At 69.2% G+C, this 24,878-nt stretch carries 36 protein-coding genes; 25 read left to right on the forward strand and 11 right to left on the reverse strand.

Going from position 1 to position 24,878, the window contains the following annotated elements; translation table 11 throughout:
* Positions 1 to 239 precede the first annotated feature (239 nt).
* Genes OVA02_RS11150 through OVA02_RS11160 form a run of 3 tightly spaced genes read right to left on the reverse strand, consistent with a single transcriptional unit; the run spans position 240 to position 2,097 of the window.
* Positions 240 to 1,385 carry a DNA-methyltransferase gene (locus tag OVA02_RS11150; RefSeq protein WP_267658372.1) on the reverse strand — a complete coding sequence of 382 codons (1,146 nt, stop codon included), beginning with the start codon at positions 1,383 to 1,385 and terminating at the stop codon, positions 240 to 242.
* On the reverse strand, positions 1,382 to 1,738 hold the full coding sequence (locus OVA02_RS11155) for a hypothetical protein (protein WP_267658373.1): 357 nt from the start codon (positions 1,736 to 1,738) through the stop codon (positions 1,382 to 1,384). Before OVA02_RS11155 ends, OVA02_RS11150 begins: the two co-directional genes overlap by 4 nt.
* On the reverse strand, positions 1,738 to 2,097 hold the full coding sequence (locus OVA02_RS11160; RefSeq protein WP_267658374.1) for a hypothetical protein: 360 nt from the start codon (positions 2,095 to 2,097) through the stop codon (positions 1,738 to 1,740). The genes OVA02_RS11155 and OVA02_RS11160 overlap by 1 nt, the downstream gene beginning before the upstream one ends.
* Positions 2,098 to 2,186: 89 nt before the next feature.
* Between OVA02_RS11160 and OVA02_RS11165 the strand changes: the two genes are divergently transcribed.
* Positions 2,187 to 2,711, forward strand: coding sequence for a DNA N-6-adenine-methyltransferase (locus tag OVA02_RS11165; RefSeq protein WP_267658375.1), 525 nt, complete (start codon positions 2,187 to 2,189; stop codon positions 2,709 to 2,711).
* Between the two features lie 45 nt (positions 2,712 to 2,756).
* Here OVA02_RS11165 and OVA02_RS11170 read toward each other — a convergent pair whose 3' ends face one another.
* Positions 2,757 to 3,503 (reverse strand): DUF7226 domain-containing protein, encoded by a 747-nt coding sequence (locus tag OVA02_RS11170; protein ID WP_267658376.1) that lies wholly within the window; start codon positions 3,501 to 3,503, stop codon positions 2,757 to 2,759.
* 119 nt (positions 3,504 to 3,622) lie between these two features.
* On the opposite strand from OVA02_RS11170, the gene OVA02_RS11175 reads away from it, so the two are divergent.
* From OVA02_RS11175 to OVA02_RS11285, 23 genes are all read left to right on the forward strand, one after another.
* Positions 3,623 to 4,009, forward strand: coding sequence for a GNAT family N-acetyltransferase (locus OVA02_RS11175; RefSeq protein WP_267658378.1), 387 nt, complete (start codon positions 3,623 to 3,625; stop codon positions 4,007 to 4,009).
* Positions 4,002 to 4,661, forward strand: a complete 660-nt coding sequence (locus OVA02_RS11180) for a hypothetical protein (RefSeq protein WP_267658379.1) — start codon at positions 4,002 to 4,004, stop codon at positions 4,659 to 4,661. The genes OVA02_RS11175 and OVA02_RS11180 overlap by 8 nt, the downstream gene beginning before the upstream one ends.
* A gap of 7 nt (positions 4,662 to 4,668) precedes the next feature.
* Positions 4,669 to 5,241: a hypothetical protein gene (locus OVA02_RS11185; protein ID WP_267658380.1), complete on the forward strand. Its 573-nt coding sequence runs from the start codon at positions 4,669 to 4,671 to the stop codon at positions 5,239 to 5,241.
* 69 nt (positions 5,242 to 5,310) lie between these two features.
* Positions 5,311 to 5,820, forward strand: a complete 510-nt coding sequence (locus OVA02_RS11190; protein ID WP_267658381.1) for a hypothetical protein — start codon at positions 5,311 to 5,313, stop codon at positions 5,818 to 5,820.
* A complete protein-coding gene (locus OVA02_RS11195; protein WP_267658382.1) occupies positions 5,817 to 6,113 on the forward strand; it encodes a hypothetical protein in 297 nt (98 codons plus the stop codon). Before OVA02_RS11190 ends, OVA02_RS11195 begins: the two co-directional genes overlap by 4 nt.
* Positions 6,110 to 6,478, forward strand: a complete 369-nt coding sequence (locus OVA02_RS11200; RefSeq protein WP_267658383.1) for a hypothetical protein — start codon at positions 6,110 to 6,112, stop codon at positions 6,476 to 6,478. The genes OVA02_RS11195 and OVA02_RS11200 overlap by 4 nt, the downstream gene beginning before the upstream one ends.
* Before the next feature lie 46 nt (positions 6,479 to 6,524).
* Positions 6,525 to 7,055 (forward strand): hypothetical protein, encoded by a 531-nt coding sequence (locus OVA02_RS11205; protein ID WP_267658384.1) that lies wholly within the window; start codon positions 6,525 to 6,527, stop codon positions 7,053 to 7,055.
* Positions 7,052 to 7,366, forward strand: a complete 315-nt coding sequence (locus OVA02_RS11210) for a hypothetical protein (RefSeq protein ID WP_267658385.1) — start codon at positions 7,052 to 7,054, stop codon at positions 7,364 to 7,366. The genes OVA02_RS11205 and OVA02_RS11210 overlap by 4 nt, the downstream gene beginning before the upstream one ends.
* Before the next feature lie 186 nt (positions 7,367 to 7,552).
* The gene (locus OVA02_RS11215; protein ID WP_267658386.1) at positions 7,553 to 8,269 is read left to right on the forward strand and encodes a hypothetical protein; all 717 of its coding nucleotides are present in this window, start codon (positions 7,553 to 7,555) and stop codon (positions 8,267 to 8,269) included.
* Positions 8,270 to 8,604: 335 nt separating this feature from the next.
* On the forward strand, positions 8,605 to 9,606 hold the full coding sequence (locus OVA02_RS11220; protein ID WP_267658387.1) for a hypothetical protein: 1,002 nt from the start codon (positions 8,605 to 8,607) through the stop codon (positions 9,604 to 9,606).
* Positions 9,603 to 11,609 carry an NAD-dependent DNA ligase LigA gene (gene ligA / locus OVA02_RS11225; protein ID WP_267658388.1) on the forward strand — a complete coding sequence of 669 codons (2,007 nt, stop codon included), beginning with the start codon at positions 9,603 to 9,605 and terminating at the stop codon, positions 11,607 to 11,609. The genes OVA02_RS11220 and ligA overlap by 4 nt, the downstream gene beginning before the upstream one ends.
* Positions 11,610 to 11,698: 89 nt before the next feature.
* Complete coding sequence (locus OVA02_RS11230; RefSeq protein ID WP_267658389.1) at positions 11,699 to 11,995, forward strand: hypothetical protein; 297 nt, start codon at positions 11,699 to 11,701, stop codon at positions 11,993 to 11,995.
* Positions 11,992 to 12,798 (forward strand): hypothetical protein, encoded by an 807-nt coding sequence (locus OVA02_RS11235; protein ID WP_267658390.1) that lies wholly within the window; start codon positions 11,992 to 11,994, stop codon positions 12,796 to 12,798. Before OVA02_RS11230 ends, OVA02_RS11235 begins: the two co-directional genes overlap by 4 nt.
* A gap of 517 nt (positions 12,799 to 13,315) precedes the next feature.
* Positions 13,316 to 13,852: a hypothetical protein gene (locus tag OVA02_RS11240; RefSeq protein WP_267658392.1), complete on the forward strand. Its 537-nt coding sequence runs from the start codon at positions 13,316 to 13,318 to the stop codon at positions 13,850 to 13,852.
* An 85-nt stretch (positions 13,853 to 13,937) separates the two neighbouring features.
* On the forward strand, positions 13,938 to 14,453 hold the full coding sequence (locus OVA02_RS11245) for a hypothetical protein (protein WP_267658393.1): 516 nt from the start codon (positions 13,938 to 13,940) through the stop codon (positions 14,451 to 14,453).
* 23 nt (positions 14,454 to 14,476) lie between these two features.
* The gene (locus OVA02_RS11250) at positions 14,477 to 15,820 is read left to right on the forward strand and encodes a hypothetical protein (RefSeq protein ID WP_267658394.1); all 1,344 of its coding nucleotides are present in this window, start codon (positions 14,477 to 14,479) and stop codon (positions 15,818 to 15,820) included.
* 138 nt (positions 15,821 to 15,958) lie between these two features.
* Positions 15,959 to 17,263: a WGR domain-containing protein gene (locus tag OVA02_RS11255; RefSeq protein WP_267659699.1), complete on the forward strand. Its 1,305-nt coding sequence runs from the start codon at positions 15,959 to 15,961 to the stop codon at positions 17,261 to 17,263.
* Positions 17,264 to 17,313: 50 nt separating this feature from the next.
* On the forward strand, positions 17,314 to 18,150 hold the full coding sequence (locus OVA02_RS11260; RefSeq protein WP_267658395.1) for a hypothetical protein: 837 nt from the start codon (positions 17,314 to 17,316) through the stop codon (positions 18,148 to 18,150).
* Between the two features lie 50 nt (positions 18,151 to 18,200).
* Positions 18,201 to 18,800: a hypothetical protein gene (locus OVA02_RS11265; protein ID WP_267658396.1), complete on the forward strand. Its 600-nt coding sequence runs from the start codon at positions 18,201 to 18,203 to the stop codon at positions 18,798 to 18,800.
* A gap of 62 nt (positions 18,801 to 18,862) precedes the next feature.
* Positions 18,863 to 19,456 (forward strand): 3'-5' exonuclease, encoded by a 594-nt coding sequence (locus OVA02_RS11270; protein ID WP_267658397.1) that lies wholly within the window; start codon positions 18,863 to 18,865, stop codon positions 19,454 to 19,456.
* A gap of 252 nt (positions 19,457 to 19,708) precedes the next feature.
* Positions 19,709 to 20,032 (forward strand): hypothetical protein, encoded by a 324-nt coding sequence (locus OVA02_RS11275; RefSeq protein WP_267658398.1) that lies wholly within the window; start codon positions 19,709 to 19,711, stop codon positions 20,030 to 20,032.
* A gap of 20 nt (positions 20,033 to 20,052) precedes the next feature.
* Entirely contained in the window at positions 20,053 to 20,499 is a 447-nt protein-coding gene (locus tag OVA02_RS11280; RefSeq protein ID WP_267658399.1) for a macro domain-containing protein, read from the forward strand.
* Positions 20,496 to 20,777 carry a hypothetical protein gene (locus tag OVA02_RS11285; protein WP_267658401.1) on the forward strand — a complete coding sequence of 94 codons (282 nt, stop codon included), beginning with the start codon at positions 20,496 to 20,498 and terminating at the stop codon, positions 20,775 to 20,777. Before OVA02_RS11280 ends, OVA02_RS11285 begins: the two co-directional genes overlap by 4 nt.
* 68 nt (positions 20,778 to 20,845) lie before the next feature.
* Here the strand turns inward: OVA02_RS11285 and OVA02_RS11290 are convergent, their stop codons facing one another.
* The 5 genes from OVA02_RS11290 to OVA02_RS11310 all read right to left on the reverse strand — a co-directional run bounded on the left by OVA02_RS11290 (position 20,846) and on the right by OVA02_RS11310 (position 23,610).
* Positions 20,846 to 21,121, reverse strand: a complete 276-nt coding sequence (locus tag OVA02_RS11290; protein WP_267658402.1) for a hypothetical protein — start codon at positions 21,119 to 21,121, stop codon at positions 20,846 to 20,848.
* A gap of 53 nt (positions 21,122 to 21,174) precedes the next feature.
* The gene (locus tag OVA02_RS11295; protein ID WP_267658403.1) at positions 21,175 to 22,059 is read right to left on the reverse strand and encodes a hypothetical protein; all 885 of its coding nucleotides are present in this window, start codon (positions 22,057 to 22,059) and stop codon (positions 21,175 to 21,177) included.
* A 7-nt stretch (positions 22,060 to 22,066) separates the two neighbouring features.
* Complete coding sequence (locus tag OVA02_RS11300) at positions 22,067 to 22,324, reverse strand: hypothetical protein (RefSeq protein ID WP_267658404.1); 258 nt, start codon at positions 22,322 to 22,324, stop codon at positions 22,067 to 22,069.
* Positions 22,325 to 22,610: 286 nt separating this feature from the next.
* Positions 22,611 to 22,901, reverse strand: coding sequence for a hypothetical protein (locus OVA02_RS11305; protein WP_267658406.1), 291 nt, complete (start codon positions 22,899 to 22,901; stop codon positions 22,611 to 22,613).
* A 76-nt stretch (positions 22,902 to 22,977) separates the two neighbouring features.
* Positions 22,978 to 23,610, reverse strand: a complete 633-nt coding sequence (locus OVA02_RS11310; RefSeq protein WP_267658407.1) for a uracil-DNA glycosylase — start codon at positions 23,608 to 23,610, stop codon at positions 22,978 to 22,980.
* Positions 23,611 to 23,737: 127 nt separating this feature from the next.
* On the opposite strand from OVA02_RS11310, the gene OVA02_RS11315 reads away from it, so the two are divergent.
* Positions 23,738 to 24,025: a hypothetical protein gene (locus OVA02_RS11315; RefSeq protein WP_267658408.1), complete on the forward strand. Its 288-nt coding sequence runs from the start codon at positions 23,738 to 23,740 to the stop codon at positions 24,023 to 24,025.
* Here the strand turns inward: OVA02_RS11315 and OVA02_RS11320 are convergent.
* The gene (locus tag OVA02_RS11320) at positions 24,022 to 24,360 is read right to left on the reverse strand and encodes a hypothetical protein (protein ID WP_267658410.1); all 339 of its coding nucleotides are present in this window, start codon (positions 24,358 to 24,360) and stop codon (positions 24,022 to 24,024) included. The genes OVA02_RS11315 and OVA02_RS11320 overlap by 4 nt on opposite strands.
* The gene (locus OVA02_RS11325) at positions 24,357 to 24,878 is read right to left on the reverse strand and encodes a hypothetical protein (protein ID WP_267658412.1); all 522 of its coding nucleotides are present in this window, start codon (positions 24,876 to 24,878) and stop codon (positions 24,357 to 24,359) included. The genes OVA02_RS11320 and OVA02_RS11325 overlap by 4 nt, the downstream gene beginning before the upstream one ends.

The following is a 24,878-nucleotide window of genomic DNA, read 5'->3' on the forward strand; positions in this document are numbered from 1 at the left end:
GTTCGAGGACCCCTGATCGGGCGATTTTAGGGTGGACGTCTACCCCATTACGAGGGACACGCGTGGTGACCTTTCGTCCAAACCGTCAAGGGGGACAATCAGACAGGTCGGTCGACTCTGGCCCCTGACCAGCGATTTCTGTAACACGAGACCGTTCGGAGTGCTTCCGGATTAGGGCTGGACCAACTCGATACTTCGCAGCATCGAACGCTAGTGGCAGCGGCAGGTGTGGTGTGCGGTCAGGCCGCCAACACGCTCCGCGTCGACCTCTCGAGCCGCGCGGCGATCAGCGGCAGGAACGGCTCATGAGCCTCCACACCGATGCTGCGGAACCCAGCAAGGCGAGCGGCCTCGACAGTCGTGCCGGACCCCAAGAACGGGTCAAGGACGACTCCGTCGGACGGAGTCACGAGCCGGATAGCCCAGTCCATCAGCGCCAACGGCTTCACCGTGGGGTGCCGGACACCGTCGACGACGGGACGCTCGCGCGGTTGCGCCCGCGGCACGTACTTGAACGGCTGCGGGTCCTCGAGGAAGACCGGGTAGAACCTGCTGGGGCCGCCGCGATCGTCGTACTCGACGCCGCCCTGGCTCATCCCCCAGCCGTCGCCGGCCGGCGCCCCGCGACCGCGGGTGCCGCTGCGCGACACGGTCGGCTCGTTCGCCGCGTCGAGCGCCGCTGCGGCTGACGCGTCGAAGACGATGTTCGTCGGCCATCTCCCCTCGGCGTCGTAGTTGGGCCTTGTTCCGAGCGCGGAGAAGTCACCGTAGATGCTGTACTGCGCCTGCGGGGTGCCCCAGTCGGCGTGCTGGTTCTTGCTCTTGGTCTCCGCCTCGTCGGCGGCGTTGCGGAACGGCGTGCGGACGGCGTCGATGTTCATGCCGCCGACACCCCAGCTGTCGATGTTCTGCTGCACGGTGCCCTCGAGGGGCTTCTGCGCCATGAGGATTGGCTCGTACCCGGGCTTGAGGGTGTGCTTGGTCTTCGGGAAGACGTCGGCGCGCACCCACTGGAGCTGGTCTCGCATGCGGAAGCCGGCGAGGCGGATGGACATGCCCATGAGGTCTTGCGTGCGAGTGCTGGCGAAGGCGAGCAGGTACCCGCCGGGCTTGAGGACTCGGAGCGCTTCGTCCCAGAGCGCGGGCGGCGGTACGAACCGGTCCCAGGCGTTGTCCATGAAGCCGCGCCCGCCGGGGATGAACGCCCGGTCGCCGGTGAGCCACTGGGTGAGCGCTGCGGCGACCTTCTTCGCTGGCAGGTCGGCGAGTCCGTAGGGCGGGTCGCAGACGATGCTGTCGACGGAGTTACTCTCGAGCGTGGCGAGGATGTCCAAACTGTTGCCGGCGTGAACTGTCGTCGTCTCGTCGGCATACCAGGCGTTCACGCTGCGAGCTGCTGGTCGTAAGCGCTGAGGAAGCGGGCGTGCACGTCGGGCAGGAGGAGCGGGTTCCACGACGTCGCGACGACGCCGGTGAGGTCCTCGGTGGTGGGGCGAGCGAGGTCGTCCCATCGCGCACCGCAGGTGCTGCACTCGAGGACGGGGCCGGTCTCACCGGCGGTCTCGGTGACGTGGGTCTTGCAGGTGCCGCAGACGTGCGCGGTGAGGATGCCCGCGGGCAGCTCGCAGGTGTCGCAGCGGCCGTCGACGTCGACGGAGCCGCGGCAGCAGCCGCTGAGCGTGACAGGGCGGCGGGCGAACAGCTCGTCGAAGGTGAGGACCGGCTCAGCGTTCGTCATCACTTCTCACCTCGCGTGATGCTCGAGACGTAGCTGGTGCGTCGCTTCTCGGCGGCGCGGTCGGCGGCCCGGTACTGCTTCTGCAGCTTCTTGATGGTGCGCCGGGGACGGGCGGCGAGCTTGAACAGCCCGGTGCTGGCCTTCGGGTTCTTGCAGATGATGGGCGCGATGTCGGCGCCGCCGGCGATGAGCAGGATCTGCCCGATCTCGTCGGTGATGGCGGGGTGCGCCGCGGCACGACGTCGCATCTCCACGTCGCCGAACTCGGCGATGTTCTTGAGCTGCTCGGACGTCACGTTGTCGGTCCAGATGAAGTCGGGCCCGAAGTCGGTGAACTCGCCCGTCGTGGTGTCGGTCATGCCTCTTCTGTGCGGGCTCCGCGAGCACGGCTGGGAGGACCACTCAGGACCACGCCCAGCCGCAGCGGCCACGGCCGCACAGAGCAGGCATGACCGACACCACACCTGCACCCGCCCCCAAGGGCGGCTTCACCCACGAGTCCACCCGCAACGAGTCGTTCGAGTGGTACACGCCGCCCGTGATCTTCGAGTCGCTGGGACTCGAGTTCGACCTCGACCCCTGCTCCCCCGGCGCCGGCAAGTCCTTCGTCCCGGCGCGGAAGCACTACACGATCGACGACGACGGCCTCGCATCCCCGTGGGAAGGGACGGTCTTCATGAACCCGCCCTACGGCGCCCACACGCCCGTGTGGATGAAGAAGCTCGCCGAGCACGGCGACGGCATCGCCCTCGTCTTCGCCCGCACTGACGTCCGCTGGTTCCAGGACGTCGCTGGCGGCGCCAGCATGGTCTGCTTCGTCAGCGGCCGGATCAAGTTCTTCAAGGGCAACATCACCGAGCAGGGCGGGACGCCCGGCGCCGGTTCGATGCTCGTGGCGTTCGGCGAGAAGTCCGCCAAGGCCCTGCTCGAGGCTGACCTCGGCCTCTGCTTCGTGCCCGCTCCGGGACAGTAGGGCGCTCCCGGCGCCAGGCTCAGGCGGCCTGGCGCCGGTCGCGCACTAGAAGTCCTGGCAGTCGCAGCGACCTGACGCCGGCAGGAGGAGGCCGCAGCCGGGCTCGGCGCAGGACTTCGGGGCGGGCCGCGTCACGGCCGCCTTGCGCCGCTCCTCCCGCGCCTCCGCTGCCTTCTTCGCGGCCTCGGGGACGCGGTACAGCGCCCCGTCGAGCTCGTCGTCGATGAGGGTGGCGAAGTTGGCGCTGCTCGTCAGCGACCGGTGCCACGATGCCGCCGTCGCGCCGCGGCGGTCGGCAGTGACATCGCCGAGACCAGACGCTGCGAGGGTCTCGAGCATGTGCTCCTCGCCTCCGTCGGCGTACGCGCGGACAGCCGGGCAGGCGGCGACGGTGTGCCTGAGGATGAGCACCCGCTCCTCCGCAGAGGACGACAGCATGTGCTGGCCGAGCGCGGTGAGCTGGTAGGTCTTCATCTCCTCGTCGGGGACGACCTCGACGAGACCGAGGTAGCCCGCAGCGTCGAGGTAGTACGGCCCCTGCCGGGGCGAGAAGTTGAACACCTCGGCGACCGCATCGCCGGTGTCTGCGCCCTGGTCGACGAGGTCGACGATCGACGCGACCTTCTCGAGGTCGTTCGCCTGCGGGACGGGGAAGCTCTCGTCGACGACGTGGTCGGTGGCGTCGAGCCGGTGCGCCGTGCCGAAGCCGACCTCCGGTGCGGTCTGCAGCTTGTCCACGAAGGCGCCGGTGGCGGCCCGCGGGTGGTCGGTTTCGAGGAAGGTCGTGGTCATGCCCTGTAGGTGTGCGGCACGAGGTGCCGCGCACCACGAAAGGCCTGATCACGGATCGTTCTCCGCACTCAGGGCTGCGCCGCTCGCACCCGTCCCGCGAGCTGCCGCACAGAGGAGGCATGAGCCCCCACTCCTACGAGCACCTGCCGTCCCCGTTCGCGGTAGACACCATGGCCGCCGTCCGTGCCCTCGGCGAAGGCATCAATGCCGCCATCACCATGAGGGACGGCGAAGCCCACCTCGACCTCATCGCCGTTGCTGTGCCCCTCCGCGGGACCGGCCTTGGCAGCGCCGCACTCAAGACCGTCCTCGAGCGTGCAGACGCCGCCGGCCTTCCCGTCGTCGTGGAGCCGAACAACGGTTTCGGCTGCGAGCTGGGGCGTCTCATCAGCTGGTACGGCCGCTATGGCTTCTCCCCCACCGGAGCCACGGCACCGTTCACGATGCGCCGTCTGCCGCGCATGGATGTCGTGACTGAAACCGACCTTGGAGCATCACATGACTGACACGACGATGACTGCCGACCCGCCAGCTCTGGCCTCCGCACCCTTCACGGGAGCCACGCTCTTCGAGCCCGAGGCCGCAGCTGGCGACTCCCCTGCCGAGGTGACCGGCAAGGCCAAGAAGCCCGTCGTCGAGTTCACACTCATCAACCCGAACCAGCGCTGGTTCGTCATCTTCCTGCTGTTCCTGTTCGGCGCCATCCTCATGGCGAGCATCGTCTGGTCCTTCAACGCCATCGTGGAGATGAGCAGCTGGATGGCCCCGAACGACCACCTTCGCTGGCTCCCCGCGGTCTTCCTCGACATGGCCATCATCGGCTACAGCCTGACCCTGGCCGTGTTCCGCTTCCGCGAGAGCAAGCGCCTCCTCGAACGCGCCAAGGCGGGCCTGCCGCCCTTGACGACAGCCAGCGGTCGCCCGAAGAACAAGATCTGGATGACCCGCACCGGCCTCATGGTCTCCACCGGGTTCTCCGTCATCGCCAACGCCACCCACACCCTCGACTACTGGGACGGGGACCTCTCCACGTACCAGTCCTGGATCGGCATCGGCCTGTCCGCAGCCATCCCCGTGCTCGCCTTCTGGGCGACCGAGGAGATCATCCGGATCGCCTTCGCGGGTCCGGAGTCCGACGACCTGACCGAGACGAAGTAGGCCCACCATGACCCTCCTCAACACAGAGCCGCCGGCCAGCGTCCTCTTCGAGACCGAGTTCGACGTCCCGGTCGCCGCCGCGGAACCCGTCCCGCCCATCGACACCTTCGAGGGCGACGCCGACGACAAGCGCTCCACCCGAACCCTCGCCGAGCGAGCCCTCTCGATGCTCAGCAACCGAGAGCGCTTCCGCGACTCCGCCGCGCAGCGCACCGGCGCTCTCGTCTTCGCCAGCCTCGAGGAGGCAGCTGCCACCGACCGGCAGACGAGCGCCATCGAGCGCCAGACCGCTGTCATGGAGGCTCAGCTCGCCGTCGCCCAGCAGCAGCTGACCCAGAACGTCATCGCGAACCAGCTCGCGTTCTTCGCCCTCAACCCGTCCGACTTCACCATCCGACGCGGTCCCGAGCCGGTGGGGGTCCCTGACGGCGGCGGCGGCGGCGGCGGCGAGAGCCTCTACACCCAGATGAAGCGCAACATCGGCATCCTGCCGCCGGCTACGTCGGCGTCGCCTGCGCCGGCCAGCACCGGCGAGCCGCACACGGATGGGGAGACCGGCGACGAGGACCTCGGTGGCTGAGCCCCGCGCCACCCACCTCGTCGGCATCGCCGGCGAAGCAGTCACCCACGACCCGGAGGTCCGCACCACGTGAGCACCGTCGCACGACGAGAGCGCCTGAACGAACGGGCCCGACACAGACGATCGCGCTTTCCCACCGACCCGCTCGAGCGTGCCCTGACCATCCACCAGCGCCGCACCCGGCGCCGGCCGCTGACCACCGCCCGCGAACGTCGCCGTGAGCTCAGGCAGCTGTGGCGCGGGTACCGCCTCCCAAGCGCGCTCCTCGCCGTCGTCGACGCCAACCGCGAGCTGTTCGACCCGTGGGCGTGGGCGTTCATGGAACGAGGCGTGAGCCGGTCCTGGCACCTCATCCTCCGCCACCAGTACCCCTCGAGGACCCTCATCCCCCTCGCTCGCGACAAGGAGACGAACCACGTCTTCTGCCTCGACGTCGCGGCCGCCGGGCCTGACGGGGTCCCCGTCGTAGCCATCAACGCCTTCACCACGCTCGGCAACGAGCAGGTCGTCGCGTGGCCCAACTTCGACGCCTTCATGAAGGTCAACGAGTGGTACCACGTGCGCTGGCTCCGGCGATGAACGTCACCGCCCTCCTCGCCGCCGCAGACGAGCGTGTGACGGTCGGCGAGGACGAACTTGTCTCCTCCCTCGCGGCCGCCCTTCGCTCCGCCGCGAGAGAGGTCGCCGGCCTCCGCGAGGTCGCTCACATCGGCTTCGAGCTCGACAACCACCATGCGGCAGCGGTCTGCCCGTACTGCACGCCCGACGCCGATGAGCGCGCCGCAGCGACCTTCGACTTCGACGACCTGCTCCTCGAGATGGGTCTCGAGCACCTGAGACTGCCTGACCGGACGGACCCCGAGACCTCATGACCATCCTCACCGACACGTTCCGCAAGGCCCGGAAGTCGTGGAACTGCCACGAGTGCCGCCGACGCATCCAGCCCGGAGAGACGTATCACCTGCAGACCGTTGCGGACTCTGGCACGATCGCCAGCTACCGCACTTGCGGGCAGTGCCAGGAGATGCGCCTGGTCGTCTCCGACGACTTCGAGTTCCACGGCGAGGAGTTCCTCCTCGACGAGACCATCCGGGACTGGGCTGAGACACGCGGCGCATCAGCCATGCGGATCTACGCCTGGTGGCGCCGACAGTGGCGTGACCGGTGCGGCGTCCCGCTGCCGCTCGACCGCCTTCGCACGCTGCTTCCGGACGAGGCCCTGGCCCTCGCGGCGTGAGCGGCGCCCCGCCGCGCATGGGGCCGGTGACGAAAGGACACTCCCCATGCTGAACACCACCCCTGACGAGCCCCTCCGCCGCACCGTCGCGAGCATCCGCGCGCTCCGCACCGCCCTCGCGTACGAAGCCGGGACGCTAGAGGTCCACACCAGCTACCAGTCGTTCCCCAAGCTCGGCCGCAACGTCGCCGACGGGCGCGTTCGCCGGGCCCGGGAGCAGGCGCTCGAGGGCTCGCGGACCGCTGGCAAGGGCCTGACATCCGGTTCGTCCCCCGACGAGCTCCTCGCTGCGGCCACCGCCGAGGAGTCGCGCCTGCGCACGAAGCTGGCCGCGCTCGGCGACGGCGTGGCATCGCTCCTGCTGTACAAGACGTTCCCGAAGTCGCGACGCGGCCAGGCGGAAGCGCAGGTGGCCCGCATCGCTGCAGCCGTCTCCGGCAACGTCGCTGACGCGTACGCCGCGAAGAGCACCGTGGTGTTCACCCGGCCGCTGCTCGACCTCGGCGCCCCGAGCGTCTACGGGGTCGACGAGTGGCTGGGCGAGGTGGAAGCCCGGACCGCCGCGGCATCGCAGTGAGCACGGTCACCGAGCTCGCGACCCTGACGGGTCTGCCCGCCGAGCAGCTGGCACGTCTCCTGGGCGCTCCCCGCCGGACCGTGGACGGCTGGCTCATGGGCTACGCAAACGGGAGGGCGGAGCCAGTGGAGCGCACCGCCAGGCTGCTCGAGGTAGTGGCACCGCTCGGCGCGACACCCGCCGAACGCCGGGCAGAGCTCTTCCGGTCATCGGGCGGCGTCAGCCTCTTCCACCGACTCCTCGGCGAGGTGCCCCGCCCGGCAACCGTCCACGCCAACTCGATCAGCGTCCGGCACCGACTCGGCGTCTGACCACTTCGGCGGCTGCCGCGCATGGGACTCACATGATGATGACTCCCCGCACCCGGAAGCGCCTCACCGTCACCGGCGCCGTCCTTGGCCTGGCCGGCCTCGTCGGTGGCCTCGTGCTCGGAGCGGTCTACTAGGCCCGCCACCCCCGACTTCGTGAGGACTGCTCGCGGCCAGTAGTGTCGCGACATGCCCTTCGTCCCCATCGTCCCTGAGGGACTTCACCTCGGCTCCTCACGACGCGTCGACGGCGCCTTCAAGGGGCACCTCTTCGACGCTGACGGCAACCTCGTCGACCACGCCGACTGGGAGTACGTCGAGGACACGCCTAGCTACTCGCAGGCACCTCAGTCGCCTGAACTCACGAAGGAAGAACTCGAAGCGATCGCCTTGATGGCGGAGCTGATCCTCGCCGGCATCGTCGCCTCACTGCCGATCATCGCGCGGTTCTGGCACGAGCGAGCTCTTCCGTCCGCCCGTGCCATCTGGAAGCGCATGTCGTCGCCTCGCCGGACGAAGAAGGCCGTCGGCGCCGACGGTCGACCACCGCGGCCTGCGACGTTCGTGGTCTCCACCGAGGGCGTCGAACTGGCGGTGACGGACCCCGAGCTCAGCATGAGTGGGCAGGAGTGGGAGCAGCGCTTCCACGCGATGGCTGCTGCTGGATCCTTCGCCGACGAGCAGCGGCGGATCCTCACGAACGCCCGCATCGTCGACGACACGGCCCTGCCGGAAGGAAGCGCCGCCACGCAGATGACGCCGGGTGAGTTCGTAGCGCGTATCCGGCGCCTGCTCGAGGTGAACCCCGCCCTCCTCACCGAGGAGACGACAGCGGAGTTGGCGCGAGTCTTCACGCCTCGGCAGCCCCCGGCACCGGCACCCATCCGTCGTCAGCTCGGAAGCTGACCACCGAGGCCGTCCAAACCGTCAACTAGCGATTCCGCCTCCGGCACCGACTGCCACTACTGTCGGCTCGCTCACCTGCTCGCGTCACGATTCGGTCGACCGGCATGCCGTGAGCGACCGACCGCGCCACATGCCTCCTGGCATCAACGCACCACCAGGAGGCCACGATGATGCTGTCCACGAAGACCCGACGCCGGATGACTGTCTCCCTCGCGGCCACGCTTGTCGGCGCGACGGTTTTGCCGATCGTCGTCGGCGCCGTCATGTTCTGACCCCTCCTGAGGGGCTGCCCGAGTGTCGGCGGCCCGACCTAGGCTCCCGCCTGGGGAGGGCAGATGAGCCTGCACGCGTACTGGGACGGCGAACGCATCGACCGTGCCCACATCACTTCTTCGAACGTCGAGGCGGTGAGGTCCGCGGCGGAGTCATCGAAGACGCTCGTCCACCCTTTCTGCGGCCACCGGGTCTACCCGCGGTCAGGATCACGTGACGGCGTGACCGTCTACCACTTCATGCACGAGCACTCGAGCGCGGAGAACTGCGCGTGGGCGGGCGAGTCACAAGAGCACCTGGCGCTGAAGGACACGATCGTCTTTGAGGCCCAGCGGCAAGGGTGGGATGCCGTCGCCGAAGCAGGCCGATCAGGTCAAACACGACCAGACCATGTGCCCGACGTCCTGGCTGTGAACCCCACGTCTGCCGAGCGGGTCGTCTTCGAAGTCCAGCTGTCTGCGCAACCGCCCGACGAGTACCGACGCCGCCAGGACCTTCGGGTGGCCGTGCCCGGCACCCGTGCCCTGTGGATCGCTCGCAACCAGGACGTGGCTCGCCGGGCCGGCTACGTGCCGATCTACCACCTGACCGCCGAGCACACCGAAGTCGCCAAGAGCCCCCGAGGATGGCCCTACGTGAGCCTGCCCGATTGGGTTGCCGCGGCCCTGAACGGCGAACTGGAACAGCCGCAGTCGCGGGAATCCTGGCTTGATGAGCGGGCAAGGACCGAAAGCCGGCGGGCTGCCGACCTCGCCGCAGAGGCAAGCCGGGCAGCGCGACAGGGGGCAGTAGCCGAGCAGGAGTCTCAACGAGCCGAGACGGATCGGCTCCTCGACGAAGCCCAGAACGACGCTCGGCGACGCCTGCTCCTCGCCCGCGGCATCACCCCCGACATCGGTGGCAACTTCCGGATGTACCTCGACCAGCAGACGCGCATGAGCCGGCTGCAGGAGGCCGATGAGCGCTACGGGGACGGTGAGCTGCGTCAGCATGGAACGAGAGAAGCGGGCGCTGCCGCGCATGGACCACGCGAAGCGCCCACCGACCTTGGAGCAGACACGTGACCACGACCACCCCCGTCCTCGACGACCACCAGTACCGCGCGGACGTCAGCTCCGCCAAGGCGGCCGCTCGTGCCTACTACGACACCGACACCGAGCTGATGTCGGACACCTCCTACGACGAGCTCCTAGCCGGCATCGCCGCGTACGAGGCGGCCAACCCGGACAGCGTCATCGAGCACGGCCTCTTCAGCGACGTCGCTGCTGGCACCAGCACCGGCGGCACCGTCACCTACGACGTCCCCATGCTCTCCCTCGACAAGGTCACCGACCTCGCCGACATCGAGGCCTTCGCCGAGCGCATCGCAGCGGCCGGCGGCACCATCAGCATCGAGCCGAAGTTCGACGGCATGGCCTTCAATGCCCGCTACGACAACGGCACCCTCGTCCAGGTCTCGACCCGCGGCGACGGAGTCACCGGCGAGGACCTGACCACGAACGTCCTCAAGCTCGACATCACGGGCCTCCCCCGCACCATCGCCGAGACCGGCACCGTCAACGTCCGTGGCGAACTCCTGATGACCCGCGACGACTTCGACCACTCGAACACCAACCGCGTCGCGTCCGGCAAGCCCGCCTTCGCCAACCCCCGCAACGCCACCGCCGGCTCCGTCCGCAAGAACGACCTGCAGTACGGCGTCAAGCTCACCTTCGTCGCGTTCGACGCCGTCGGCCTGGACGCCGCTCAGCTCGCTGAGGCCGGCTTCACCCTCAGCGCCACCATCCCCACCGGTGACAGCGGTGAGACCGACACCGTCGCCCGCGTCCTCGCCTTCGGCGCGTACCGGAAGTCCGACGCCTTCCCCTACCCGACCGACGGCATCGTCCTCAAGGCCATCGAGCCGGGCGTCCGCGACGAGCTCGGCACGACCAGCCGCGCACCCCGCTGGGCCACCGCCTACAAGTACGAGGCCGACACCGCCATCACCACCGTCCGCGACATCATCGAGGGCGTCGGCCGCACCGGCAACATCTCCTACACGGCCATCTACGACCCGGTCCTCGTCGACGGTTCGACCATCTCGCGTGCCACGCTGCACAACCCGACAATCATCGCCGCGCTCGGTGTCGGCATCGGCTCCACCGTCGAGGTCTACAAGGCCAACGACATCATCCCGCGCGTCGGCCGCGTCACCGAGAACGGACCCGACGTCACGGTCTACGAGCCGTCCGACGTCTCGCCCTCCGGCGCACCGCTGGACCAGTCCGGTGCCATCTGGCGCTCGACCGACCCCGCCGACAGCATCGGCGCCCTGATCTCCTACGCCGGCTCCCGCGACGCCCTCGACATCGACGGCTTCTCCGATGCGATCGCTGACGCCCTCGTCTCCGGCGAGGAGCCCCTGGTGAACGACCTCGGCGACCTCTTCACGCTGCAGTACCAGCAGCTGGCCAGCCTCAGCCTCGGCACCACCGACAAGGGCACCAAGCGCTTCCTCGGCGGCAAGACGGCCGAGAAGATCCTGGCGAACATCGAGGCCGCCATGCAGCAGCCGCTGAACCGCGTCATCACGGCCCTCGGCATCCGCAAGTCCGGCCGCACCTTCGGCCGCCGCCTCGCCAGCCACTTCCACACGATGGACGCCCTTCTCGCCGCGACCGAGCAGGACTTCGCGACCTCCGGCGTCGACGGCGTCGGTCCCGAGCGCGCAGCGCTCTTCTACGAGGGCTTCCAGCGCAACCGCGGCGTCATCGAGAAGCTGCGCGCGGCCGGCGTCAACCTCGGCAGCGAGCCGGAGGAGGCCGCCGAGGGTGCCGCGCCGAAGCCCCTCGAGGGGATGAAGGTCGTCGTCACCGGCGCCATGACCGGCCCCCTGGCTGCGCGGAGCCGCAACGAGGTCAACGAGCTGATCGAGGCCATGGGCGGCAAGTCCTCCGGCTCGGTCTCGAAGGCCACGTCGTTGCTGGTCTGCGGCGAGCCCGGCTCGTCGAAGTGGGCGAAGGCGAACGACCTCGGCGTCCGCATCGTCACGCCCGAGGAGTTCGCGGAGCTCATCGGCCTGTAGCCCCTGCATCGAAGGCCGGGTCCCACACGGGGCCCGGCCTTCGTCGTGCCGCGCATGGGTCGTGTGCCCCGCCACGACAGGAAGACGACATGACCGACCCCAGCCTCATCCCCGCCGAGAACGCCACCATCCCGCGCCAGAATAAGAAGCCCAGCAAGACGCCCCAGCCGCGACTGTTCGGCTCGCTGATGACGAACCTCTCCGCACTGGTCATCGCCGTCACCACGGCCGACATGACCACTCGTGCCATCACCGGCGGACTGGTCCGCGGTGAGCTCTACCTCCCCGTCTTCTTCCTGCTGCTCGGTGTGGGCACCTTCGGCGTCTCCGTCCTGCGGTGGCGGGGCGATCTGCTGAACCACCGAGAGAAGGAAGCCAACCGATGACCGAAACACCCGCCGTCCAGACCGAGGGCGAGCTGCCTGAGGGCACCAACCTCGTCATCCTCGTCAGCGAGGGCCGCCGCGGCTTCGGACGAGCCCACCTGTACCTCCGGCGAGGCTTCTCCGAGGATTTCGACCGCCTCGACCCCGAGGACGACAACTCGTGGAAGCCCCCGTACGCCGCCGACGTGTTCCCCACCCTCATGGTCCGCGACGACATGGGTGGCTACCTGCCCTTCACCCTGGTGCGACCGACCGGCACGCTCACCGTCGAGGAGGTCGAGGCGCTCCCCGATCGCTCCGTCGTCGTCGTGGCGAACCGGCACGACGCCTTCAACCACTTCACAGTGCTGCAGCGCATCCACAGCGAGTGGTGGAACATGGAAGACCACTTCACGGAGGACGACGGCGAGACGTACACGCACGCTGACGTCGTTCGCCACTTCGGACTCGGCCACGTCGTGTGGTCGGCCGACTTCGACAGCGTCCCCGACGCTCCGGAGAAGCCGCGGGTGCCGACGTTCGCAGAGCTCGAGGCCGAGCGCGCAGCGGAACGTGCGACGCTCGAGGCGACGGCCCGCGCCGCGGTACTGGCCGCCATCCCGGCGCCGGCAGCGTCGGAGCGGGTACCCGAGTGGCCCGAGGACGAGCGGGAGTTCTTCCGCGAGGGGTACATGACCGACGAGAACCCGGCCGGGTGGAACTCCTTCACCGACCGCGACGAGAAGCTCGACGTGCTGCGCCGCGAGAAGGCGACCGACGCCGTGCTGGCAGCCCTCCGCGAGGTCGGTGCGCTCAGCTTCTGAGCCGTTCCCCGCCACCGCGGGGGTGATCCAATCTCAGTGGTCTCGCCGAGACTGCTCTCCCCGTCACCGCGGGGGTGTTCCGAACTACGTCCGCCTCGAGGACGTTGTCCCCGCTACCGCGGGGGTCGAAATTGGATGACGGACAATCTCGCACTGCGAGTTTCCCGCCGATCGGCGCCCTTCCCGGTCGGCAACGACGCCACCCACCTAGCGTGGCTACAGCGCGCCGGGGTGAGCGCCTCACATCCCCCCAACGTGAGGCTGCTCCCCCGGTGCGTCCAAACCGTCAAGTGGCCGTTCGCGTCCGGTAAGCACACCACGTACCGTCGTTCCTGCGCCCGGCGCGGAGCGATGGACCCCTAACCCTGACCTTCGCCCGGGCGCTCAGTTGTCCCGGCGCCTAGGGGGCCGGGCGCTCCCCGCTCCTTCGGGTGGAGCGGAGTCGAGCAGGTGGCCGGTGACGCGTTCGGGTCGTCACCGGCCGCCATCTCTCTCTGGCGCCGCACACGTAGGTGGCATGACCAACACCGCACCTGCCTTCGTCGAGTCCGAGCACCCGCGCGCCGCCGACGGAGCCTTCACCGACAAGCCCCAGACGTCGCCCGAGGTCGGCCTTGCTGCCACCGCCGCCCCCGTCACCGAGGAGGAGGTCTCACGCCTGTACAAGGTCGTGGAAGCCGCTGGCCTGAACTACCAGGAAGCCCGCGCCACCTTCGACGTCGCCGCGGCGAAGCACGCCGCCGCGGCCATCCTGGCCGAGCACCCGACGGCCGTCCGCCTGGACCTCGACGAGAGCGATCAGCAGGGCTGGAACTGGTTCGCGGGCACCATCTACGACGCCAACGGGGTCGACATCGGAGACGGTCAGGACTTCGACCTCGTCGACCTCTACTCGCTGCCCGACGAGACCCCCGTCAAGGTCGTCTCCGGGCCAGACGGGGCCATCTCGGGGATCGAGGACGAGCGCTACTCCTGGCTCACCTTCGACAAGCCCGCGTTCCGGGGCGGCTCGTTCAACGGTCACATCGACCTCCGCGCGGCCTACGCCGCCTGACCGACTGCTGGTCGTCACCGCCCCGCCCGGACCGTCCGGCGGGGCGGTTCTCGTTTCGGCGCCCGGCCCCGCACACGTACTCGGCATGACCACCTTCACCGAATCCGACCACCCACGCGCCACCACCGGCGAGTTCACCACGAAGGCCCAGTCGGCCCCGGAAACATCGCTGACCGCCGGCGACCCGCGCGCAGCTGCGAAGGCCCGCATCGAGGAGCTGCAGGCAGAGCTCGCCGAGCTCGCCGCGCACGACCCTGACCTGGTAGCCGGTGCCGCGTTCGCCCTGCTGAACACCGTCACGAACGTCGACGCGCCTGCGGCCACCGTCAGCCAGACCACCGACCCCGACTACCCCGACTACCCCGACGAGCCGTACGACACGCTCCTCGACCCGTACACCGGAGAGCCGACAACGCTGGTAGCCCTCGACATGGCGGTGCGGGAGATCCCGCAGGCCGAAGGCGACCTGGACGTCGCCAACCAGTCGCTGAGCTTCCACTACAGCGACGTCGACTCCGACTTCGACGGCTACGCGTACCGCTCGAGCGCGACCGGTCGCTTCGTCAGCATGCCGGCCGGCTGGATCGAAGGCGGGTACTAAGCACCGCCGCGCATGACAGGTCCATGACGGAGACCGAGCGCCCCAACCCCCACCACTTCGTGGAACGACGCCTGTTCATGGGCAGCCACATCCTCATCGAGACCCACGACCTCGTCACCCTCGTCGAGCGCAACAGCCGCTCCGGGGTGGCGAGATCAGGGAAGCCATGGACACGCTGGTCAAGCGTCTCGGCCACCCACTTCAGCATCCGAACCCACCGTGACGGCACACGCCTCCTCACCGTCTACCGGCGCCGCAAGGTGGCCGGCAAGCGAGGCGGGATGATCATGAACGTCACGGCCCAGGAGGGTCACCTCCCGAGCCCCATCGAGTACGACCCCCGAGCCCGCGAGGCCATCATCCGGCTGCACGCACGAGCCGGCCTGGCCATCGACGACCGAGTGAAGAACCTCGACAGCGGTCAGAGCATGGTTCAGGCGCTCAGCTACCCGTTCCTGCTCGCCACCGCCGACTGGGACGCCGGGACACTCACCAAGCGCCCCTACTTCGGCCTGGCGAAGGCCCTCCGCGCCGACAACGCGCGTGACTTCGCAGTCGGGGCGTTCGGTGTGCGACGTCTCCGGAAGGACCTCATCCGGGCGAGCATGTCGGCCCCGATGCGCTCCGTCGCCTACGCCGCCGCGGTGAAGCACCTCGTCCCCGTCGACTGGCTGGTCGAGTACCTCCGCGGCGCGAGCGAGCCGGACGTCGTCACCCCGCACATCTACGCGCGCCAGGACAACCTGCGCCTGTTGCCGCAGCTCCTCGAGCTGGTGCCCGCTGGCCGCCGGCGGGCCTTCCTCCTCTCGCCCGAGCTCGCGCCGAAGACCTACCGTGATGGAGTGTCCGTCCGCGACGCCCACCTCGCCCTTGGCATCATCCGCGCGGAGCACGGCGCCGACAGCACAGCCTGGATCACCGACGCCGTCCGCGACGCCCGCACCTGGGCCCAGCTCGACACTGCCCTCGCACGCGTAGCCCTCCGCATCCAGAAGCCCAACAAGCCCATCGAGCAGGACGCCATCTACGCCGCCCTCGACGGTCAGGTGGTGCCGCGCACCGACCTCCGACTCGTGACGCCGAAGGAGACGGAGACGCTCGAGGACTGGGGCGACGCCATGGACAACTGCATCGGCTCGTACGGCGCGGTCGCCGTCGACCACCGCTCCTACCTCCTCGGCGTCTACCGAGGCTCCGAGCTCCTCGCCAACGCTGAACTCCTGCCGAACGGAACCCTCCGCCAGCTGTTCGGCCGCTTCAACCAGCCCCTCGAGGCGTCCATGGACGAAGCCGTATCCGCAGCCATCCTGGCGAACGCAGCGCCAGCGCTCACCAGCGCCCACCAGGCGCTCGAACTGGCTGCCTGACGACCGACGACAGGCTCGTCTAGCTCCATCGCGGCAACGAGGCGCTGAGGTGTTCGCAGGGCCGATCGCCCCCGCGGTGACCCACGCCGGGAGGCATGTGCCGCGCATGGGACAGGCATGACGACGACACGAAAAGCGATGCTGGTACTGGTGGACACGAAGGCGAACTCGAACAAGTTCTACAGCCTCGAACTGGACCAGACCGGCCGCGTGTCGAAGACGTACGGCCGCGTCGGCGCCGACGGTGTGACCAACTACGAGCACACCGGCGACAGCGGCTTCCAGAAGATCCTCGACGCGAAGAAGCGGAAGGGCTGCAAGGAAGTCGACGTCGCGGACGCGAGCTCACAGCCCACGCGCCCCCGCCTCGACAAGTCCCGCCTCGCCTCCGTCGCCCGAGCAGGCCTCGTCAGTGAGGACGCGGTCAACGACACCCTCGTCGCCGACCTCATCGAGCGCATCATCAAGGTCAACGCCCACGACATCCTCGAGTCCTCCGGCGGCCTGATGAAGGTCGACCTGAACGGTCGCATCCAGACTCCCGTCGGCCTCGTCACCCTCCGGAGCATCACCGAGGCCACGCGCATCCTCGACCAGCTCGAGCACGCCGCAGGCGCCGCGCACGACACCCTCCTCGAGCAGTACCTGACCTTCGTGCCGCAGAAGGTCGGCCGCACCCGCGGCTGGCAGGACGACTTCTTCGGCACGCACAACACCGTGCAGCACCAGCGAGACTTCCTGCAGCAGCTCCGCGACTCCGTCACGTTCTTCGACGCGCAGGCCGAATCGGCCGCCCGCACCCCCGCCGATGAGGACATCAAGGCGGACTCCGGCTTCAAGTACCGCCTCCGCTCGGTGCCGACCGACGGCGACCTGTTCAAGAGCATCCGACGCAGGTTCGAAGAGTCGAAGAACGAGCACCACAGCGCCTCCCGGCTCAAGCTCAAGCGCGTCTTCGAGCTCGTCGACGAGCCCGGCGCTGAGGTCTACGCGGGGCTCGCGAAGACGCTCGGCAACGAGCAGCAGCTCTGGCACGGCACGCGCGCGGCCAACCTCCTCTCCATCCTCCGCAAGGGCCTCTACGTCCCGCCGACGTCCGGCAGCAGCATCCAGATCGCCGGCCGCATGTTCGGCGACGGCGTCTACCTGTCGAACCAGAGCTCGAAGAGCCTCATGTACTCGACCGGCTACTGGACGCGCGGCGGACAGGAGACCAACTGCTTCATGCTCCTCAACGACGTCGCCATGGGGCACGAGTACCGCCCAGGGCACGGCTACGACCCGCAGGCGGCCCGGAAGGCCCGCACCACGAAGTCCGACGACGGCAAGGCCTTCAACTCCATCAACGTCCGCGCTGGCCGCGGCGGCGTTCGCAACCACGAGGCGATCGTCTGGAACGTCGACCAGGTGCGCGTCCGCTACCTCTGCGAGTTCGACGCCTAGCCCCGGAGCGGCGCCGCTCCCGGCGACGGCGCCGCTGCGAGACTGAGGACGTGTCGACACCCATCAGCTTCACGCCCGCTTCCACGTTCGTCTCCGGCTACCCCAGCGCCCAAGAGTGGCTGGTGGCAGTCATGGAGGACGGCGTCTGGGTGCGCGCCTCTGACGTCTTCGACGACAAGGACGAGGCCAAGAAGGCCGCAGCAGCGACTCCAGGTGGCGTCCTCATCGGTCGAGAGACGAGCCCGTGGGCGGAGATCGTCGAGCCCCGCCCCCGGGAAGAGTACGAGTACGACGGGCGCATGGACCCCATCGTCAACCGCCTCATCGACGGTGAGAACGCCGACATCCGCCATGCCCTCGAGGCAGACCAAAGCATCGCGGTCACGCGCTACGACAAGCCCCGCGACCGCGTCGCGCACCGCATCGGCTGCCCGTCCCTCACCGACCTCCTCGATCGGCAGAAGGCATGGAGCACGAACTTCCGTCAGCGGCTGGCGGAGGACCACACGTTTAGGCCAGCTCTGCCCACCTTCATGACCCGGGATGCAGCTCGGAACTTGCAGCTGCGTGAATGCAAGGTCTGCGCACCCGACCTCGCCGACACCCCACCACCCATCCGAAGCCTCGCCGCCGAGGGCTTGTCTGACCACCACATCGGCCTCGACCTTGTCACCGAAGGCGGCAGCAGCCAAGGCATCATCACGGACATCGACCTGCACCGATCGGAGACGACGCAGAGGTGGAGCTCCGACCACGTCACCGTCACCACCGAGACCGGCAAGTACGAGTACGCCGGCAAGGACCGCGTGTTCGTGCTCACCGCCGTGAACAAGGCCGCCATCGCGCGCCAGGAGAAGCACGTCCGCGACCTCGTCGGCGCCGCCTGACTGCCGCGCATGAGACCGGCGACCACCGCCACTCGATACCCGAGGACTTCATGAAACGACGACTCGCTGCCACCCTGACCGCCGGCGCCACCGCCCTGCTCCTGCTCGCGGGTTGCTCCGGACCCCAGACCGCCCTCGGGCAGTCTCTCGAGACGGACCTGTGGGCATCGAGCGAGTTTGAGGACGGCACCGTCTCGATCACCGCCGAGTCCCTCGAGCCGGTGTCCAAGGAGACGATGACGTCGTGGGAGCTCGACGCTGGCGACCAGGACGCGTACCTAGCCCGGTTCACCGTCAAGGTGGTCGACGGGACCTGGGAGCAGCCGGAGGACGACGGGGACACGACCGGCATGTTCAAGAACCAGATGTGGGCGATCGGCACCGACGACGGCCTCGTGAAGGGCCCCGCCCGGCAGCGCGACATCCTCGGTGGCCAGTCCCGCGAGTCGTGGGAGGTGTGCCCGGACAGCGGCGCCCCCATCAAGGCAGCTCTCGCGGCCGGCGACGAAGCCGACGTGTGCGCCCTCCTCCTCGCCCCGCAGGGGTCCACGGTCACCGAGGTCGGCTACACGAACGCCAAGAAGGACCGCGGGCGACGCACCATGGGTGGCGCACAGACGATCACCTGGTCGGTGGAGGACATCAAGTAGCGGCTGCCGCGCATGGGACCCGGAGCGAGCGCGCACCGAGCGCGCCCAGTGAGGACACCCGCATGAGCTTCGACTTCGTCGCCCTCGACTTCGAGACCGCCAACGCCAACCGAGGCTCGGTCTGCCAGATCGGCATCGCCCGCTTCCTCGGCGGGCAGGTGACCAAGACGGCGACCCTCTTCGTCACCCCGCCGCCCGGCTACGAGACGTTCTCGCCCATGAACATCGGCATCCACGGCATCCACGCCTCCGACGTCGTCGGGGCGCCGGGGTGGCCGGAGATCCTCGAGCGGCTGACGAAGTTCACGAAGGACCTGCCCCTCGTCGCGCACAACGCCTCGGTCGAGCGATCCGTCATCGACCAGGCGTCGGCTGCGCACCGCATCACACCGCCGCCGTTCCGGTACTTCTGCACGCTCAAGCTCGCCCGGAAGGTGTTCCCGGCCGAGAAGACGCACAGCCTCGGCAAGCTGACCGCGAGCCTCGGGCTCCCGGGCTTCGCTCACCACGACGCCGGCGCCGACGCGATCGCCTCGGGGCGGATGCTCCTGCACGCCGCGACCGCCCGCGGTGCAACGTCCTTCCAGGAGCTCAGCGACGGCTGGATGGAGAAGCCGAAGGCGGCCCGGGCGCCCCGCCTGGCGCAGGCCGCGTGACCGTGCTTGGCCGGATCCGCGAACGACGGCAGCGGCGCCGTGCCCAGGGGCAAGCTGTGAGGCGCTGGAGGACGCAGCTGTCAGACCTCCGGCGGGAGAAGGCGTCCCTTGAGCGCGAGTCCGCGCGGCTGATCTTCGCCCCCGACCCGCGCCCAGCCCTCGCGAGGCACCGCGGTGCCCGCGCGCTCGAGTTACGCATCAACGACCTCAAGCAAGCCGGCCCAGACTGGCCCGTCCGCGCATGACCCTGGCATGACGAAGACCATCGACTCCTCCCCCGACCTCACCCCCGGCCAGGCACGCGCACTCGTCGAGCTGGTCGCCATCACCGCGGCCGGCGACACCGCCACCGGCTGGCTGATGGCTCGCCGCCTCTGGCCGGACTCCCCCGCCTGGAACCGTCGGACCCGCGGGCGGAGGACCGGAACGGTCGCGGGCGCGATGGGCGGCACGATGCCGATGCTCGGCGCGAAGCCGCTCTGGGCGCTGGAGGAGCTGGGCCTCGCGATGCAGGCACGCGACCGCCAGTGGGTCGCGACGTCGGCCGGCAAGGCGCGCGCGAAGGCGGGCGCGTAGCTGCCGCGCATGACCTCCTCATGACCAAGCTCATCCTCAAGACCGGAGACCTGTTCTCCTCGACGGCCGCCGGCATCGGCCACGGCGTCAACACGACCGGCGTCATGGGCGCGGGCATCGCTCCGCTGTTCAAGGCCCGACACCCGGAGATGTACCGCGAGTACCGCATCGCGTGCCAGACGGGCGGCCTCGTGGCCGGAGAGACGATGATCTGGGCGGCTCCCACGCCCGGCCCCGTCATCTACAACATCGCCAGCCAGGACCGTCCCGGTGCCCACGCACGCCTGGAGTGGCTCGAGAGCGGCGTCCGCGGCGCTCTGCGCGACGCCGACATGCGCGGGGTCGAGGTCATCGCCCTCCCGCGCATCGGCTGCGGCATCGGTGGCCTCGACTGGGTCGACGTCGAGCCGCTGCTCGCCAAGCTCGCCGCCGAGACCACCTGCGACCTGGAGGTGTGGACCCTGTGAGCAGCCCCACTGAACGAATCGTCCACGCCGGCCTCGCCGACGGTGGGGCGATCGCCCGCTACGACCGGGCCGGCAAGTGGTATCTCGAGTACCCGGAGGGCAGCGGCAAGAAGCGGCGTCTGCTGAGCCTCAAGGAGGCGGCGCAGCTCGCCGTCGACAACGAGCACTTTGAGGGCGCCTACATCGCGAAGGGCCGTTACGGCGGGCTAGCGTTCGGCGCGGCCGTGACCCGTGCCCAGGCAGCCCGTGACCTCGCACAGCGGCAGACCAAGCCGTAGAACCTGCCTGCAGCACGACGAAGCGGCCACCTGCACGAGGCAGGTGGCCGCTTCTTCTTGGTGCCGGGTCAGCGGTAGCTGAGCTGACGGCGGCCGTAGGCGGCGTCGATGAGCTCGTGGCGCTTGTCCGTGTCGCTCTCGCTGAGGATGGCCGTCCGCGGATCTGCGGCGGCGACGAGGACGGGCGAGCCGCCGTCCACGGTGAAGTTCGTCTCGTCGAAGTCGAGACTCACCATGCCCATGAAGGCACTGACGCCCGTGAGGACACCGCCTGTCGGGAGGCCGCTGACGGTGATGGTGACGTCGGCACCGATGTGGGTCTTGTCGAGGTCGCGAGCGAGCATGGTTCCTTCTTCCGGTCGAGGAGCTTCTTCTCCTCGCCCATGCGCGGCACCGCTCAGCCGACGATGACCACGCCCTCGCCGTCGCACGCGGCGCAGACAGCTGCTTTCTTCGAGACGATCTGCCGAACGATGTCGTCGACCAGCGCGCGGTACTTGCGGACGGCATCTGCCTTCGACGAGGCGGCGAGGGTGTTCGGGATGGGGAATGAGAAGGACCAGTCGCGACTCTGAGCGACGTGGCGGACGCGCTTCCGGCCCTCCTTAACCGCGCGGGTGCGCTTGTCCTCGAAGACGAGGCTGACGCTGCCTTCGACGACGCCCTCGCGCGCCTTGTGCGTCCACACCTTGGCGTGCGGGGTGAGGGCGTCGACCTCCTTGGCGATCCTCTCTCGCAGCCCCGTCAGCGCCCCGGGCATGGCCGACGCGAAGGCTTCGCCGAAGACGAGGTGGGCCGCAGCCACCTCCCACGTGAAGGTCTCATCCGGGTCGTCCACCGACTCGGGGTCCAGGACGTTGACCGGGAAGTCGCGGTAGCTCGTGAGGTCGATGCTGAGCTCCTCGTACTGCTGCTCGGCGTACTCGGGGCGGTAGAACTCCTGCGCCGTGAAGTCGCCGTCGTCGTCGTAGCCGAACGGCTTCGCGAACGCGGCCCAGTCGGCGGCAGCGATGGTCTCAGGGAAGGCTGGCACGTCGCGGGTTCGGGTCCAGCTGGTGATGGCTCGAGTGCCGGTGGCGCGGCGGTAGCGAACCTCGGTGGCGTCGGCCGGCGTGATGAGGAAGCGCTGGCCCGAGTAGCCGCGGCGCTGGATGACTTCGGCGGGGCCGATGAGCTCGGCGCCGGCGAAGGTGGAGAAGTCGATTCCGAGCAGCGGCCCGTCCAGGGCGTACATCATGCGGCCGTCGGCGGTGGGGGCTCGGAAAAGGGTCGTCTGCGTCATGCAGGTGTCATGCGCGGCGGCGGGCACGTCTGCCGGCGTCTTCACGGCGGTCTTTCGCGCGGGCCCTCGGCGGCACGACTGGCCTGGCACGGGGACGCTCTGGGAGGGTCGTGATCGCTGGGGTCCCGTACCGGGCGGTGTAGGTGACGCCGGTGCGTGGGAAGCCTCGCTCGTCGACGACGACGTGGCGCTGCCGGCGCAGCTCGCTGACGATCGCGCGGTCGCGGGGTGACGCGTCGATGAGGTCGCGGTCGGTGAACGTCATCGAGGGGCCGATGATGCCGGACACGACCCGGGGGCCGTCGCTCACGGCTGGGGGCTCTTGCTCCCGGGCCCGTCGGTGCGGGCCAGCACATCCGCCTTGTGATGGCGGTGCCATTCCTGACGCGCAGCGTTGGTGGTGACCTGCTCGCTGGTCGCGCCGCAGAGGCACCGGCCGACGCCGGGGCCTGTGCCCCAGGAGAGACCGCTCCACACGCGGCCTTCGTTCTTGAGGACGTGTCCGGGGACGAGCACAGCTGAGCGCCGGGGCTTCCCTGGCTGCCCCGTGCTCATTTCTCCCGGGCCTTCTGGGCACGGCCGAGGTCGGCGACGCCCGCGCTCTTGGCGACGCGCCAGACGTCGGTGTTCATGGCGCCTCGGTCGACGATGCGCTGAGCTTCGATGGCCACGTCGAGGTAGCTGCCCGTGCTGCTGTCGGCCAGGCGATCGACGTCAGCCTTGGCGCCGCGCAGGTCGGCGGCGGCACGCTCGAGCTGCACGGCAGCGCGCTCGAGGTCGGCCTTCATGATGTTCGCCGAGTAGAGCTCGACGTCGAGGTTGATCTCCGGGCTGTCGGTCATGGTCTCTCCTGGCGGGTATGGGCTGGTCCGCCGCGGCGGGTACCTTCTGTCGCGCGAACCATGCGCGGCACCGGGGTCAGTTGATGATGCGTGCGACGCGGCGGAGCGCCTCGGTGAACTGTTCCTTCTTCCCGGGCTGGTTGAAGGCGAGCTGTGACGGGAGCCAGGTCGGGATGACGACGGGGCCGTTCTTGTCGAGGTAGGGCTGCACGTGCTTCTCCCACCCTCTCTGGGCTGCCGTCCCGCACACCGCGACGACGGCGAGGTCCGGCAGCGTCTGCATGAGGCGTCGCGTCTCCATGGCGCCCTGAGCGAGGTCGGGCGGCGTCGGCTTGTCGTCTCCGCGGCCGAGCACCCAGGGGACGATGTTCCAGGCGATGACACCTTCGTGCAGGCCGACTTCGTCGCGGATCTGCCAGACGTGCTTGGCGCTCATGTCGTTGTTGTCGACGCTGATGAATCCGGAGCCGCCCTCGCTGGGGATGGTGCCGGGCCCCGGAGTCTCGAGCAGGAGGAGCGCACGGGCGCCGATGCCGCCCTCTGCTGGGTCGAAGTCGGGCACGTAGATGTCGGGCTGCTTCGTCTGGCGCCGCGCGACGAGCGCACGCTTCCATTCGATGAGAGGTTGCGCGCTGGCGTCGGCGAGCATCGCTTGCCGCTCGGTGACGCGTTCTGGGAACCGGAAGCCCTGAGGCTCGTCGAGGAACATGTTCGGAGCGTAGCGGCCAGCCATTCCCAGGAGACTCATTGCTAGGCTCTCTAGCCGCCGACCCCGACCGGTGCGGCGAACTCGCATCCCGACGATCCGACCGGAGGGGTGACTCCGAAGGAAGGTCATGGCTGTGCACCGAATCGAACTCCCCGACTTCGGGTTCGATGCTCAGGCCGCCCGCGATCTGTTCGCCGAGCACCCAGCCATGAACGGCGAGCCCGTGCGGCTCATCATCCCCGCGATGGCGCTGTACGGCTCGACGTTCGTCCACGGCATCGCCGAGTCGCTCGAGGCGCGGGGTGTCACGCAGGTGACGATCTACGGCGCTTCCGTGACGGACGCTGACCGCTTCGACCGCGCCTTGGCTCGGCGCCACGTCACGGCAAGGGTGTTCCGCGACAGCCAGGTCTAGCCGCGACCTGCTAGCCGACCGACGCGAAGAGCTGCTTCGAGGTCAGCTCGCACCTCCGCGAGCTCCTTCTCGAGCGGTGACTGGTAGGTGTCGCTGAACGTCAGCTTCCGGCCGGCGTCGGTGAGGGACACCCGGATGGACCCGGGCGCTCCGTGGCCCCAGTCGCTGACGAGGCCGAGGGACGACAGGCGAGTGATGGACCGGGCGTGGACCGCCTCGAGGTGCCATAGGTTCTCGCCGAGTCGTTCGCGGGCGCCTAGCTGGTCGAGGATCAGTCGCTGCGTCGGGGTCAGCTTGACCGGTCCGCTGTCCGACTCGGCGGCCTTCCCGGTCACGCCGCCACCGGCTCGATGCCAGCGGCGCGCAGCTGCTCCTCGAGGGCGGCCACGCGGGCCTCGGCCTGCTGGCGCAGCTCGTGGGCGGACAGGCCTGAGGCTCGCTGCACGGTGACGTGGTACTCGGGCTCGTGTCGACCGTCGGGCGGCAGCACCTTCGCGGTGACGTAGTTGATGCCTCCGGAGAGGTCGAACCACTGCCGAAGCGCGGTGCTAAAGATGAGGACGGTGTCCTGCGCTTCTTCGAGGGTGAGGATCAGCTCGTCGTCGTTGACGTGGCTGCTGCGAAGCTTCGCGTCGGGGTCGACGTCGTCGGGCTTCGGTCGCCGGCTGGTCTTCCGCTTGCCGAAGCCGGCTTTGGGGGCCGAGATGGCGATGCTGTCGCCGCGGGAGAAGTCGACGGTGGTCTCGCCGGTGCCGTAGATGCGCTCGACGGCGTCGCCCAGCAGGTGCAGGCCGTTCATGGGGATGGGGAGGGCGGCGACCAGCACCTGCTGCCCGGGGCGGATCTCGCTCAC

Origin of the sequence: Frigoribacterium sp. SL97 (assembly GCF_026625765.1) — a bacterium.
In the GTDB taxonomy this organism is placed as follows: domain Bacteria; phylum Actinomycetota; class Actinomycetes; order Actinomycetales; family Microbacteriaceae; genus Frigoribacterium.